General features: G+C 54.7%; 14 protein-coding genes and 1 tRNA gene. 11 read left to right on the forward strand and 4 right to left on the reverse strand.

Going from position 1 to position 14,313, the window contains the following annotated elements; all coding sequences use genetic code 11:
* Positions 1-20: 20 nt before the first annotated feature.
* Positions 21-1,166 carry a prephenate dehydrogenase gene (locus V5S80_RS08790; protein ID WP_395170394.1) on the reverse strand — a complete coding sequence of 382 codons (1,146 nt, stop codon included), beginning with the start codon at positions 1,164-1,166 and terminating at the stop codon, positions 21-23.
* 38 nt (positions 1,167-1,204) lie between these two features.
* On the opposite strand from V5S80_RS08790, the gene V5S80_RS08795 reads away from it, so the two are divergent.
* From V5S80_RS08795 to V5S80_RS08810, 4 genes are all read left to right on the forward strand, one after another.
* A complete protein-coding gene (locus V5S80_RS08795) occupies positions 1,205-1,717 on the forward strand; it encodes a tRNA adenosine deaminase-associated protein (RefSeq protein ID WP_395170395.1) in 513 nt (170 codons plus the stop codon).
* Between the two features lie 87 nt (positions 1,718-1,804).
* A complete protein-coding gene (tadA, locus tag V5S80_RS08800) occupies positions 1,805-2,299 on the forward strand; it encodes a tRNA adenosine(34) deaminase TadA (RefSeq protein ID WP_395170433.1) in 495 nt (164 codons plus the stop codon).
* A gap of 118 nt (positions 2,300-2,417) precedes the next feature.
* A complete protein-coding gene (locus tag V5S80_RS08805; RefSeq protein WP_395170396.1) occupies positions 2,418-2,579 on the forward strand; it encodes a hypothetical protein in 162 nt (53 codons plus the stop codon).
* Positions 2,580-2,700: 121 nt separating this feature from the next.
* A tRNA-Ser gene (locus tag V5S80_RS08810) sits at positions 2,701-2,788 on the forward strand.
* A gap of 56 nt (positions 2,789-2,844) precedes the next feature.
* Here V5S80_RS08810 and V5S80_RS08815 read toward each other — a convergent pair.
* Entirely contained in the window at positions 2,845-3,567 is a 723-nt protein-coding gene (locus V5S80_RS08815) for a FadR/GntR family transcriptional regulator (protein ID WP_395170397.1), read from the reverse strand.
* A gap of 23 nt (positions 3,568-3,590) precedes the next feature.
* Between V5S80_RS08815 and V5S80_RS08820 the strand changes: the two genes are divergently transcribed.
* The 6 genes from V5S80_RS08820 to V5S80_RS08845 all read left to right on the forward strand — a co-directional run bounded on the left by V5S80_RS08820 (position 3,591) and on the right by V5S80_RS08845 (position 9,719).
* Positions 3,591-4,571 (forward strand): alpha/beta hydrolase family esterase, encoded by a 981-nt coding sequence (locus V5S80_RS08820; RefSeq protein WP_395170398.1) that lies wholly within the window; start codon positions 3,591-3,593, stop codon positions 4,569-4,571.
* A 33-nt stretch (positions 4,572-4,604) separates the two neighbouring features.
* Positions 4,605-4,748 carry a hypothetical protein gene (locus tag V5S80_RS08825; protein WP_395170399.1) on the forward strand — a complete coding sequence of 48 codons (144 nt, stop codon included), beginning with the start codon at positions 4,605-4,607 and terminating at the stop codon, positions 4,746-4,748.
* A gap of 148 nt (positions 4,749-4,896) precedes the next feature.
* Positions 4,897-5,742, forward strand: coding sequence for an ABC transporter ATP-binding protein (locus tag V5S80_RS08830; RefSeq protein ID WP_395170400.1), 846 nt, complete (start codon positions 4,897-4,899; stop codon positions 5,740-5,742).
* Positions 5,739-6,470, forward strand: a complete 732-nt coding sequence (locus tag V5S80_RS08835) for an ABC transporter permease (protein WP_395170401.1) — start codon at positions 5,739-5,741, stop codon at positions 6,468-6,470. The genes V5S80_RS08830 and V5S80_RS08835 overlap by 4 nt, the downstream gene beginning before the upstream one ends.
* Positions 6,471-6,673: 203 nt before the next feature.
* Entirely contained in the window at positions 6,674-8,182 is a 1,509-nt protein-coding gene (locus V5S80_RS08840) for a DHA2 family efflux MFS transporter permease subunit (protein ID WP_395170402.1), read from the forward strand.
* An 85-nt stretch (positions 8,183-8,267) separates the two neighbouring features.
* Complete coding sequence (locus V5S80_RS08845) at positions 8,268-9,719, forward strand: acyltransferase (RefSeq protein ID WP_395170403.1); 1,452 nt, start codon at positions 8,268-8,270, stop codon at positions 9,717-9,719.
* On the opposite strand, the gene V5S80_RS08850 is transcribed toward V5S80_RS08845, so the two are convergent.
* Entirely contained in the window at positions 9,716-11,092 is a 1,377-nt protein-coding gene (locus V5S80_RS08850; protein ID WP_395170404.1) for a glycosyltransferase, read from the reverse strand. The two genes, V5S80_RS08845 and V5S80_RS08850, sit on opposite strands and share 4 nt — an antisense overlap.
* Between V5S80_RS08850 and V5S80_RS08855 the strand changes: the two genes are divergently transcribed.
* Positions 10,994-12,484 (forward strand): hypothetical protein, encoded by a 1,491-nt coding sequence (locus V5S80_RS08855; protein ID WP_395170441.1) that lies wholly within the window; start codon positions 10,994-10,996, stop codon positions 12,482-12,484. The two genes, V5S80_RS08850 and V5S80_RS08855, sit on opposite strands and share 99 nt — an antisense overlap.
* A gap of 81 nt (positions 12,485-12,565) precedes the next feature.
* On the opposite strand, the gene V5S80_RS08860 is transcribed toward V5S80_RS08855, so the two are convergent.
* Positions 12,566-14,083: a condensation domain-containing protein gene (locus tag V5S80_RS08860; RefSeq protein WP_395170405.1), complete on the reverse strand. Its 1,518-nt coding sequence runs from the start codon at positions 14,081-14,083 to the stop codon at positions 12,566-12,568.
* Positions 14,084-14,313 lie beyond the last annotated feature (230 nt).

The following is a 14,313-nucleotide window of genomic DNA, read 5'->3' on the forward strand; positions in this document are numbered from 1 at the left end:
CACCCTCTCCAGCTGTGCCACTAAAAAATTTCGATACGTGCGCCCAGGTGCTCAGCCTGTTCGAGTTGGCTAATCCATCCTGGAGCGCCAGGGCGAACCCGGAGGACCGGCCGCTGACCCGTCCGTGCCTCATATCGACGGCGCGAGCGGTAACCAGCATGAGCAAGATTGCCAATCGTAGGCGGTGTGGCCGTCAACGTGGTGTGTGCCTCAGCTAGCATCGCCTGAATCTCCTCAATAGCGCGCACGACTTCCATGGCGTTGCCTGTGCACATTGCTTCAGTGAGCGCCGGATCTGACCCAGCCACGCGGGTACCGTCACGGAATGATCCCGCGGCCAGGGACAACGCCAAAGCGCCATCATTGTCACCAGCCACCGCAAGCGCTTCCGCTACCACATGGGGGACGTGGGAAATGCGCGCCACCGCTGCGTCGTGGGTTTGTGCTCGCGCTGGGATGACCTCGGAGCCGAGGTCGTAGGCTAGGTTGACGACGCTCACCCACTCACGGATCCATCGGTTGTGGGGAGGGTGGAGTATGGGCGTCATGTGCTCGTTGTTGGACGGAGTGGTGATCATCGTTCGCGGGGGAGTGTGATTCCCGTCGTGCGCGGTCGGTGTGTGGTCAGCCTGCTGTGGTGCGGGGGCGGGGGCGTTGTCGAATGTGACCACCCAGGGCGCGCCAGCGAACAACCCGGTGTGCGAGGCTTCCCAGCCATGATGGCTTGTTCCCGACATCGGGTGTCCACCAACGAAACGATCCTGCATTCCGCGCGTGTACACTTCGTCGAACACGGCGTGCTTCACGCTGGCAACATCGGTGATTCCGCAGGTGGGGGCATGTTCTGTGATGAGGTCGAGTACGCTGCCGATCGCTGGCAGTGGGGTTGCGATGACGACGAGTGCACCCTCATGTTCAGCTCGGCGGAGAGTCGCGGCGGGATCGTTGGATGCGTCGAAACCATCGTTGTTGATCGTGTCCACCGTTGATGCGGAATAGTCCCACCCGAAAACACGGCGGCCACAGGCGTGGAGATCGCGCATCATTGAGCCACCGATAAGGCCTACCCCAAGAATGCACACGGGCCTGTGGTCGTGGAGAATGTGCTGCTTGCCAGGGATTGTAGCGGGGTTGGGGTAGGCGCCAGACGACGTGGTGGTGCTCATTCTGACAAGTGTGGCACAGTCCGACTACGGTTATCTATATGAATGCGGGTGCGAACGACGACAACCAAACTCCAACTTTTGCCGTTGCGCTGACTAGTCAAGATGGACAGTGGATGGTACGTAGCCTTCCGGAACAAGCTGCATGGGACCTGGATGTGGCTGTGCGTGCGCTGCGTGATCTGCGCTCTGAGGGGCCAAGTTTCGGCATGGTGTGTGTGGATGATGACTGGTTTGTTCTCATCCGTCCGACGCCGCGGGGGACGCGTCTTCTCCTGTCTGATGCGACAGCTGCCGTCGTGGATGATTATGCCGCCGATGTTCTCGATGAGTTGGATGTCGATACTCCCGACATTGACCCTGATGATCGGGCTGATGCCGAGCCGTGGCCTGAGGGTGACTTTGAGATGTTGGAGGACCTGGGTGTTCCTAGTCAAGTGTTGACTGTGATTTGTGATGATGACGAGCTGTGGGCGTCGGAGCAGTTACTCCGTATTGCGGAGGAACTCAATGTTGATGAGGACCTTGCCGACATCGCCCAGCTGGATTACTAGCACAGGTGACGGAGTGCTGACGGTGACGCAGCAGATTGTTAGGTTGTTGACGTGATTGGTGGTGGGCTACCTAAGCCGATACCGGTGGTGCGCGCGGAGACATGGATGCGTCGCGCCCTGGAAGCCGCGGGGCGAACCCCGGCTGGCGATGTCCCGGTGGGGGCCATTGTTGTTGACGAATCCGGTGCGGTCGTGGGCGAGGGAGTCAATGAGCGCGAACGTGCTGGTGACCCCACAGCCCATGCGGAGATCAGTGCTTTAAGAGAAGCGGCGCGCGTCGTTGGCGACGGCTGGCGCCTGGAGCGGTGCACATTGGTGGTGACGTTGGAGCCGTGTGTGATGTGTGCGGGAGCGGCAATGTCATCGCGTATTGGCGGCATTATTTTTGGTGCGTATGAGCCGAAAACGGGGGCGTGTGGTTCCGTGGTTGACGTTGTGCGTGATCCGGTGTGGCCTTTCCCGTCATGTGAGGTTCGGGGCGGTGTATTGCAGCGTGAATGCCAGCGACTACTCCAGACGTTTTTTTCCGACCGACGTGCACGGCAGAAGCGTCACACCACCGCGCGGCACACGGCACAGTGACGCGAGCTCTGACATTATGAGCCGTCATACCTTATTCGCGGCAAAGGGATGCGGTGAGCAGTGAATGTCGCTACGGTCGGAGGTGCAGGTGTTATCGAGTACGAAATGAGGTATAACGATGGATCTTGACAACCTTAAGGACAAGGCGAAGAACGCTCTTTCGGATAACCGCGACAAGGTGGAGGAGAAAGTCGACGAGGTTGCCGATAGCAAGCTGGGAGATAACGCCGATAAGGCCAAGGACGGGATCAAGAAGGGCCTCGATTCCCTGGACAAGTAGCGTGATAAGTGGGTGGGTACCTCGCGGGTTTCCTCCGGCGGGTATCTCGTGCTCTTCCCTCTTTACCTGGGCTGATAACTGTGATTTTGGCTGCTTGGAGTCCTAGGCTAACCTAGTTCGCGGTGGCGTGTCCGAGCGGCCGAAGGTGCGGCACTCGAAATGCCGTGTGCGGTAACCCCGTACCGAGGGTTCAAATCCCTCCGCCACCGCATGATAAAGCCCCTGGTACTTTTGTGACGTGCCAGGGGCCTTTTGCTATGTCAGATTACCTTTGTGCTGTCTCACCACAGAGATCTTTGAGACCCTTGCGAACCTGGTCCCGCCCCTGATGGGCCTCGTGATTGGTGTCGTGGGTACCTAACAGCCATTTGAGATGATCACGCATTGTTACCTCTGCGGCGTGAGGGTCTTTGTTGTCAATGGCGGTAATTATTTCTTGATGCTGATCGTGGTCTGTGTGTCTGTCTGTGATGCTTTGTCGGCAGGTTCGGTGTATGTGAATGTGGTCGGCCAGAAGGCCATTGACAACGTCAGCGATGACGGGATTTCCTGTTGCCTGTGCAACGAGTACATGGAAACTGACGTGGTTGGGCGGTAGATGGTCGAAGAGAGCTCGTTGCGCACACTCATGGAGTTTCTGTATGTCGTCACATGTTCGATTTTTAGCGGCTTCAGCTGCGATGGCAGGCTCGAGTATGAGCCGGGCTTTGAGTAGGTCCTGACGTTGTTGAGTGGTGGGGATGGCGACAGGGTTGGCGACTACTAATCGAAATGCGTTGGGGTGAACATAGGTTCCGGATCCGTGTCGAAGTTCAACTACACCGGCTGTTTCTAAGGCGCGGAGGGCTTCCCGAACGGTGGGGGTGGTGACGTGACAGTCCATGGCGAGTTGGCGGACGGTAGGGAGCCGGTCTCCGGGTTGGAGATTGTGTGTGCGGATTTTTTCTACGATGTGACACTGTACGCTCTCAGCTCTTGACATCGACATGCTATGAGCATACAACAGAGCATGTGACTAATTCACTTGTTCAAAAGTTGTATGCAGCCTTTATTGCCACTTCCGTGATCGGACTAGGTGGAGGTGTGATAGCACATGCTGAACCACCCACCTCCCCCTCGCTTGAATCGTCGTTAACAGCGAATCAAACCCACCACATCAAGTCAGGAGGAGATAAACGCACATACCGCTTATCTCTTCCTAGTAACTGGAAAAAGCTCGGTCCGCTTCCCGTCATCTTTGCTTTCCATGGTCATGGTCAAGATGCTCAACAGATGGAGACATACTCAGACCTGGATCATCTACCAGCCCTTGTTGTCTATCCACAGGGTGAAAAGGGCACCGGAAATAGCGAGCGGGCGTGGGAATCGGCACCGTACGCCAGAACAAATAAGGGGAATAAAGATTCCCAGTTTGTTCATGATCTCCTTGGTGAACTCACCAAGAACTACCCCATCGACCACGCGCGCATCTATGCCACCGGTAAATCCAATGGTGGGGGTTTTGCTGCAAAACTAGGGTGCACGATGCCAAATATTTTCGCGGCAGTCGCCCCCGTAGCAGGCGCGTATTATAAAGATACGCATACTGGACACGGTGGACGTCCTGAAGGTTGCGAGCCAACCAACAATACGGCTGCAACATCGATCATGGAAGTGCACGGAACAAACGATCATGTGATCCAGTACTCAGGTGGAGTCAGCCATAAGCATCATTTTATCGGTGGGCCTGAGCTTGTGCGAGAGTTCGCCCAACGTTATCAGTGCGACACCCCTCCAGTAGAGAATCCACCTGAAATCAAGAAAAGCCAAGAATATGCGTGGCGACATTGCGAGCACGAGGTGGAGGCAATCCACTACAAGATCATTGGTGGAGGGCACACCTGGCCAGGTTCCTCACATCCAGAACTCAGCGGGAAGAAGGGGGAGCCGTTTGTCAAAGAGTTCCCCACAACCGATAAAATTTGGCAATTCTTTTCCCGGCATCACCACTAATCATTCGCTATCGAGAAACCTATACGCACCGGGGTGCCTCTTGTAGAAATTTCAGGAGAGAAGCGCTCAGTACTCGCGACATGTCCATCGTATGATGAGCTTGTGTCTGTCGTGGCCTCATTTTCTCAGCGGAGTATCCCTGAGTTGTCGGGAGAAATTGATCTTAGCGGAATCTAATCACAGATCATTGTTCATGTTTGATGGCCTCTTTATATCGAGGTGTTTGGTTGTTCTTTTGTGCTGCGGGTACGAGATTTGTCCGGTAGTGTGGTGAGAATAACCACTGACCACAGTCTCTTGTGGTCACGTCGACACGGGAATTCTTGTGATTACACTTCATGACATATCAAAGCGGTATACAGTATCCGAGGATCAAGCACTGCGGTCGGTTTCTTTGTCTATTCCGCAAGGGTCTGTTGTTGGAATTGTTGGAAGGAATGGGTCGGGTAAAAGTACGCTGGTGAGCATCATGTGTGGTCTGTTGAGACCGTCACTTGGGTATATAGAAATAGAAGGAAATAGTGATCCGGATTTCGTTGATGAATGGCAGCGGAAAAATATTGCATTCTTGTCTCAATCGCCGCTAGCTCTGAACTCGTTGACAGTCAAAGAAGCTATTTCTCATTTTCGATCTCTATACAAATCTTTCCTTGATGAGGAAGAGGTTGAGCAACTATATCGACGTCTGAATCTGGATAGTGTGGTTGATCGAAACTGTGCTCAGCTTTCGGGTGGGCAACGAAAACTCGTCCAATTAGCTATAGCTGTCTCATCGGGGCGGAAACTTGTTGTTCTCGATGAACCGACCAATGAATTAGATCCCATTAACAGAGAGCTTGTCTGGGGTGAGATCACAAGGCTGTCTGGTGAAGGCACGACAGTTATTGTGGTCACCCATGCTGTAGCGGAGGTTGAGGACATACTTTCCGAGGTTGTTGTGCTGGATGAGGGGGTCGTTGTTGCTCACGAGCATTGTGATGGTTCCGCTGATCCACGGGGAGGTCATCGATTCATTGTGAGATACCGTGATCGAGGAGAGCTATGCCAAGTGGAAGTTGACCAGGGGGATGTGCCCACATTAGTGGGATCTTTGGCTAGTCGCGGTTTCGTAGACATCGAAATAGGACGTGTATCGCTGGAGGACAGGTTTATTGAGCTGGTGCAAAAATGATGTCTGATTGCCTTACCTATTTTAAGATCCAGATCTCTAACTGGAGATGGTCGTGGACGTCGATGATTCTGACGGGGATCATTGTACCTGTCCTTGTTGCCCTTGGGTTAGGAGTATATGCGGCGGAAAGTGGCTCTGAGTCCCTCCAGTATGCGATTGTTGCTGGTTTGTCATTCTCACTATTTTTCGAGCTTCAGGGAAAGATCGCGTCAAACATTGCTTTTATGAAGGCTACACACGCGCTTTCACAGTTCGCTGTGACAGGAACGAGCAAGTTGTCCTTTATTGTGGGAAGCCTAGCTGCGTTTAGTGCTTTATCTATTCCAGCGTTAATCTCGACACCTTGTGCACTTATCACAATAATCGGTGTGAACGTTCACTTTCAACCGGTTATTATTCTCGCGTGGGTTCTCGCGAGCTTATTTTTTCTTCTCTCCGGTATTGTTGTTGGTGCATTATCGTCCTCGTGTGAGCACGCCTCGTCGTTATCATTGTTGATAAGCATCGCGTGCATGAGTTTTGGTAGTGTCGCCGCACCACCGTCTCTGCTGCCTGACTGGTTGGTGCGGGTAGGTGTTGTTAATCCCGCTGTGCACATCGCGAGGCTTATTCGAGCTGGGATTTTCACTACCGGCGACGACCTTTCTGGATCGTTGATGTATGTCGCTGTTGCCGTTGCTGTGCTTGTCGTTGCCGCCTATGCCCTTCTTCCGTGGCGGAAACTGTAGATGACGCTAGCTTGCTCCAGGGTATTTTTCCGCACGAAGTTGATGTGTGGCTTTCTCTCACCCCTATTGTGGGCCCTCGCGGTGTGTGTTTTTTATTGGTGGAGACGCCGTCTCGGGCTCTGTGAGCGGTGGTGTGCAGTAGCCGGAGTGGAGTCGGCATGGTTACGGTGGTGTCATGTGTTCGTTCGCAATGAGAGGTGTTCATGGTTCAACAGGCTCGCCGTAGTGACCACCTTGTGCTGATCGTGGTTGGCCTATCCTTGGCGATGTTTATGTTCTCGGTCAATCAGACGATGTTGAGCGTGGCACTGCCGACGATTGTTGGCACACTGCATGGCGGTAACCATATTTTGTGGATTTCCACGTCGTACATGCTGGCGTCGACAATTTTTCTCCCCATGTATGGAAAATTGGGGGACCGTTATGGGCTGAAAAAACTCTTCATCTATGCCTTGATTATTTTCATCATCTCCTGTGTGTGTGGAACCGTGGTCAATTCCATGTCTGCGCTGATCATGACACGTTTCGTTCAAGGTATGGGCGGGGGTGGCCTCGTTGTTCTTTCCCAGGCGCTTCTCGCTGCTGTGGTTCCGCGCCGGGAGCGTGGAAAATATATGGGATTTATTGGCAGCGTTTTTGTCCTGTCGACGGTTGCAGGTCCGGTGGTGGGCGGGCTTATCACTGAATATTGGAGTTGGCGATGGACCTTTGGTGTCAACGTCCCCTTCGGAATTGTTTCCCTGATCTTGTGTCTCAAGTTTCTGCCAACAGGTCCTCTGGAGGAGGATCGGTCCTCGCGTATCGACGTCGCCGGCATGGTGCTCGTGGGGGGTGTGTCCACACTCCTGGTGCTGTGTACAGCGTGGGCTGGGCATGGCGGTTGGGGGCAGCCGAAAGTCCTCGCATGCATCCTCGGAGCAGGGGTGGGGGCTGTCATGTTGATCGCCGTTGAACGCCGGGCATCTGACCCGGTTCTTCCACCGGAGATCATCACGCACCGCAACTTCCTTCTCGCCACACTTATTGGCATGCTGCTGGCCCTTGGAACATTCGGCGTGACCACCTACATGCCGGCGTATATCCAAATTGTTCAAGGTATCGACGCCGTCACAGCCGGATTCGTTCTCCTTCCCATGACTGTGTTGATGTTTTTGTGTTCGCTGATTTCCGGGTACATGGTCAGTAAAACGGAAAAATACCGGATTTTATTGATGGTGAGCGGCGTGTGCTGTGTAGCAGGATTCGTTGCCTTACAGTCACTTCGCTCTCATTCGGGGGTGGTTATTCTTATTCTTGTGCTGTGTGTCCTGGGAATTGGTTTTGGGCTTGGTACGCAATTATCTGTCCTTGTTGTCCAAAACTCGTTTTCGACGGGTGTTATGGGAACAGCAACAGCGTCAAATAGTTTATTTAGAGATTTAGCCGGAACATTGGGAATGTCTGTGGTCGGTGCTTTCTTTGCATCCCGTGCAACGGCGCGATTTGATCAGACAGGAACAGGAGTGTCCTTCTCATCACTAACACCCGAATCGATGAAGCGACTGCATGAACCTGTTCACACCGTTATTTCACAGGCGTACCATGATGCCCTCATCCCCGTTCTAGGGATGTTTGTTCCATTGATGATTACCGTCGTCATCGCAGCACTATTTATCCGGGACGACTGGTTGCGTGATTCTAGCGAGGTGGAGGCTGGAGATAGGGAACAGTGATGGTTGAATCTGTCGCTGTGGCGAGGCGTCGAAAAGTATAGAAGAATTTCTGTTGACATATATGTCTAAGGAGAGCTGAGGACGTATGAAAGCAATCGAGAGCAAAGAATGGGTTATCGACGGCACATTAACGGTGTGGGAACCCTCCGAGCAGATGGCGGCAGCGCCATCACATGCGCCGACGGATCCGACGCCACCGTCGTTCTTACAGAAAGACCACATTCGCGGTGTTCTTGCCCACCGCGCACATGGTGATACCCACCGTGCCTATACATGTGCTGTCGCGAATATTCCAGGGCCGCTTGATGCCGACGCCATGACGACAGCTATCAATGACTTCGTCCGCTCCCATGAAGGATTGCGGAGCACATTTGCCGTCACTGCGGGACAGGCGGACGCGGCAGGTCAACTAGCGGGCGAGTTTGGCGGAGCATCGGTTGAACGTACAACGGTACCGGCCTCGGCCATTGACCTCATTCCCCGTGTCTTGGCTCGACGCGATGAACTGGATTCCCTTGGCGGCAATGCCAATGACCTTCTGAACGACTACTTACCCACTCACGCGATTTTTGATCATTTCCCCGGCTTTGTGATCGGCACGGTGGACAAAGGGCAGACATGCGAAGTGTTCTACGCTGTCGACCACGCCTTTGGTGATGGATTGTCACTGTGTGTCGGCATCCTTGAAATCATGGCACGCTACACCGGAACCCCAGTCCCCGGCCTGGTGGAAGACACACACCCAAGCTTTGTGGAATACACCCGTGAGGAATATCAACGAGCCGCCGCGGTGACCCCCGATTCACCAGGTGCGACATTGATGCGTGAATTCATTGAAGTCAATGGCGGGGCTCCACATTTTCCCCTGCCTATCGGGATTGAAAATAATGAACCACAGCCTGTGAAAGAAACACAAGCTGGCTATACCCTTGCTGATGCTCATGACGTGAAGACACTACGCGCTGTGGCACACGACCACGGTGTAAGTTTCAGCACGGTTGTCTTCGCACTATTGGCGCTCGCTGAGCATAAGGCAGCTCACACCGACCGGTATTCGACCATCGTCGTCAGTAGCACGCGAGGAAAGAAATACGCTACGTCACAGGGATGGTTCTGTAACTTCAATCCGTTAACCTTTGACATCAAGGGCGACACGCTCCATGAAGTACTGCCTGCCGTAGCAGAAGCCCAGCAGAAGATGCGTGACATCTTGTACGAACCCGTGCATGCATCAATCATGCCGCTGTTGAGTACGGGTGTTGTGGATGCCAGCATTTTTGATAGCCCGCAGTTGGTGACCTACATGGACCTTAGCTGGTTTGCTGAACCAGAGGGTGCCAATATCCGCTTGCTCACCGGAACAGGAAACACAAAAAACGCTAGCCTATGGGTCTTCCGCAACCCTGACGGGTTGGTAGTGGGAAGCCAAGCTCCGGACAACCCGACCGCAGCGGAATCATTCCGCACCTTCTTCCGCGCGTTCCGCGACGCCGTCCACGACGCAGTCCAGGCGGCAGAACAGTCGAAAGAAACCTAGACCGCCTGATCCTCAATGATGCGCACCGCCGTTGACAACGCCTCGTCAGGCGTTGTCATGGTGGCTGCGAACGTTCGTGCAGACGCACACACCGATGCAGATAGCGCACGATCCAGATCCATCGCGAAGTTCTCACGGGTTAACCGGGAAAACGTGGACCCCACCCCCACGCCGAGGTGCTCAATACATGACGCCCAAAAAGGCTGTTCGAAGCCAAAAGCGTAGATCATGGTGGGCACTCCGGATCGGAGACTCGCTGCCGTCGTCCCCGCACCACCGTGATGAACCGCGGCGCAGCATCGGGGGAGGACAGCAGACTGATTCACAGCCCCGGTAAAGCACACCGCGGAATCAGCCGTACTCGCGTGGGGATCGCCCACGGGTGAGGGATGAGATAATCCACTGAATAGAACCCGGAGCCCGCGGGTACGAGCGACATCGGTAATCGTCGTAATAATGCTCTCGGGATCGGGGACCGGCATGGAGCCGAAACTGACGAACAGTGGTGCGTCGCCACTGGACATCCACTGGTCAAGATCCGCTGGCAGTGTTTCAGGCTCATGAAGATTCTGTCGCGCAGAAGTGGGAAGATCAAGGTACCCGGCAAAGATCTTCTCGGTCCCCGACCACTCGTGGGCAATGTGTGGAACGACAGCCGGATCGCACAGCTGAATTTGGGGCACTGAATGCTCGCGGAGATAGTGCGCGAATGGGCGGAACCGGGAGGAAAGCCCCAGGCGTCGTCGGAACGAATTCTCCCAATACCAATACATGAGAAAATCAAGCCACTCTTGAGCATGCCACGATTTCTTCTTGACCCACCCGGGTAAAAACCGAGTTATTTTCTGGGGCCACCCGGAATAACTATTTTGTGAAATAGGAGCATACCGTAGCACTACCAGTGGTATTCCCCATTTTTCAGCCAGGGATGTTCCCTGCCGCTGACACATGGGGTTAACCACCACCATCGTAGGCTGGGGGTGGGGCCTGTCGGATTCATTATCCCACTGCGCAGTAGTGTCCCCAGGAGAAGACTGTTGGCCAGAGCCATTGTGTGAAAAATAATAATGAACAAGATCCTGATGAAGATCATCGACTGAATGCTTCAGATAATACCCAGCTAGCCGAGCAATATCGAGTGGCTTTTTGCTGGCCAAGGTGGACCGCGCCCGGTCGGTCATGTCGCCGATATTAATGCCCGCGGGGAGGACGGACTGGATCCCCGCTGTGTGTGCAAAATCGACCAAACTTGGAGTGCACAGAAACGTGACAGTGTGGCCACGATTGCGCAACTCGATACCGAGGCACACGGCGGGCTGGATATCGCCGCGGCTTCCGGAGAGGACAAACAATATATTCTGGTGAGTAGTCATACAATAATTCCGGTAGAAGGTGTGTCAAGCCTTGGTACAGTCGATGGGGTGGACGTGTGCTACCTCGATGATATTGACCTTTCAGGTCCGTGTGCTCAGTATGTCGTGACATGGGACAAAAACCCCAGTTCGGAAACCTATCCATTAACCCTTAACCAACATAACCATTTGGCGAGCGTCAACGCCAGCGGCCGCTCATCATGGCTAGGCGGATCCTTCCTCCTCCCCGACAACCTCACCACACCCACCAACACCACACAGAAACGGGACACCACCGACCCCATCGCACACGCAATCCACACACTCATCACGGACTATGACGCATTACGCCTCGCCGCAACAGCAGACGGATCCAGCCAACATCTCTGGCCCGCCAACGCCCTCCACATCACAACCGCCGACCTCATCACAGACCCGCACACAGACCACGCAACAATCCGCCACCACCTGGAACAGCGTATCGACGACGTCTGCGCGCCGGGCAGGACCCCAGGCCTATTTTTCGCCATCTGTGGGGAGCGCCTTCTGGTGGCAATAGACCATTTTCATGCCGACATGGCGAGCATCAATATCATCCTGAGAAGACTCTGGGCTCTGTTGACAACGCCACCAGCGGCGGCGGATGCGATCCCCACCCCCGATCCTTCTACAGCCCCATCATTTATTGACGCCGTTCGTCATGAATGTGACGCCGCCTCGTGGTGGAATGACCCAACCAATAGAACAGAACTCGACAACAAACTAGAGGTATGGAGGCGTTTCTTCCACACCACGGGCGGGGTTGTGCCAGCATTCCCCGCTGCCCTGGGGACGACGGAGTCCATGACCTCACGACACCGCACGGAGCTTCTTATTCCAGCAGCGAAGCTGAACACAGCGTCGACGTCGGGGAGTTTTGCTGACATATTGTCCGCTCTAGCAACGTCTGTGCACACCGTGACGGGGGCGGACTCATTGCCATGCGTGGTGCCCATCCATACCCGTGGCCGTTCGTCGAGCCCGTATCACGGCACCGTCGGGTGGATGGTGAGTAACGGTCCAATGATCGCTACACCAGGCGACGTTGACGGCATTCGCACATGGCTACGCGAAGGGATTAGAGCTGTGACCGTGCCTTTGAACATGGTGATGGACAGGTTCCACCCCGCCATGCCGACGCCACAGCCGTTTATGGTGTCATATAGCGATTTCCGTACCGGACCTGGCCGTTCGGCATCGATACCTGGATCTGTGTACTTTTCGTCACTAGCGCCGACGGCCACAGTGCAACTGTGGTTGACTAGAAACGACGCAGGATTGTCGCTACGAGCCAAATATCCAGGGACCGCCGACGCTGAGGCGATAATGGATGCGTGCATTAGTGACCTTACCCACCGGCTCGCCGCAGCCTAACCATCACCAACGCCGACACCCGCCTGGGGTGTTAACCCCGCGTGCTCGGCCCACTAGTGAGTACGTGTTGTCGACGGACACTTAGGCTGTGACAAGCACAGTAGCCGTGTAGTCACCTGTTTCGATCACCTGAGTAAGTATGGTCGTGAACCGTGACAGGAATGCCGAAACCGATTCTTCAGCCTGAGGATTGTTCGGGTAACGCATGGACACATTGAGCCCACCATTGGCGCGGTTAAGCCAAATGTAGACGTCGTCATCGCTCATCACAGAACTACGAAGAACGCGTTCCCGCTCGGTCCACGCATCGGCGCCGGGAATAAAGCGTGTGTCAACGTAGGACACAACAAATCGTGGGGGCTCGGTGATACCGAGCTCATCGCAAACAGCGGCATACGGGTATACCGACAAATCACGATGGAGTTTGGTGGCCGCGACAGTGTCCTCGAAGGCCTCAGTAAAACTTGTCGCGCCATTGAGCGGGTCATCGACGGGCGTGAGACCCACAAACCACCCAGCCGACAACATATACTTCGGTTCATAGCGGGTGTGCATGGGCATGATGTACCGTGCCGACTCCACCGGTGCCAGTTCCGTCAGGGCAAGTTTGAGAGCGGTGAGGAGGGCAGATTTGGTGGACCCACCGTTGTCCTTGGCCCGTGCACCCAGAAGAGAAACATCCTCCTCACCCAGCAGCCACGTCGATAGGCTGCGTTGTTGCTGCATTGGCTGTGGTGTCGTCGTGTGGGGGTGGACCGGGAGCGGGAAGACGGGTGGCATTGGTTGGCCATCTGTCCGCCCGAAGAAGTTTTTCCACTGTTCGACCGCATTGTCCCGGGACGACTCTGTTTCCGTGACGGCACGTTCGCCGGCGCAGAAATCAATATAGGAACCCGCCGGTGGCAAGTTTGATTCACGCTTTTCACGGGCGGCGGAGTAGAGTTCGGTGACTTCTGCGATGGTGAGGAGCTGTGTGTAGGCGTCCATCACCGAGTGATCAGCGGCGAAAATGACAGTGAACTCATCAGCTGGCTGGCCAGTGATGGACAGTGTCACTGGTTCAATGGTGGTAACGGCAATGTGGGGCCAGCCGATGCCATTGACTTCGTGGGCGAAATACCGGTGGATTTCATGGCGCACGAGCTGATCGTTGGTGTAGATACCGATATCGTTTCGGCGGACATGCACGGCTGAAGGTCCCATGGTGTACCGAGTGAACGTGGTCGTACCGTCGTTGTCTTCGTGGGCGGTGGCGGTTGTTCGGTAGGTCTCATGGCGGCCAAACCAGGTGGTGAGTGCTTCGCGGAAGGCTTCTGTATCGAGGGGCTGGTGGATGACGAAGGCGCCACCGATCCAGTCTTCAGAGACATGGCGGAGGTCATGGTGTGCCTGGTTTTTTTCTTCGCGGAGTATGTCGCGCAGATGGTCTTCGTGGTTGATGGAAAGGCTGCGTTCGTCCTCGGCCCATTGGTTTTCATCAGCTGTGAAGTGCCATGATGACAGTTTTCCGGTGGGTACTGGGTAGTCGGCTAATTCGGTGTATTCCATAGCGTCGTCCTTTGCATTGCGCTGTTGTACTGCGTTGCTGAGCGTCTGCATTCTTGCTGTGCTGAGCTGTTGCGCTATTGCGTTGTCGCACTGTTGTGTTCCTGTGCTGGGCGTGCAGAATGTAGCCCTAATGGATCAGTCGAGAGCGTGGACGTGGAAGCCTCTCGGGTGTGGTTCCACGAGTGACAGGTACGTCATAGTCTGCACTATCAAGCTACGGTAGAGTAAGTTCTTTTGGGGGGAATCGTCAAGTGCAAGCGGAGAATTTTTTCAAAAATTTT

The organism is Corynebacterium sp. PCR 32 (assembly GCF_037464985.1).
Lineage (GTDB): Bacteria > Actinomycetota > Actinomycetes > Mycobacteriales > Mycobacteriaceae > Corynebacterium > Corynebacterium kroppenstedtii_D.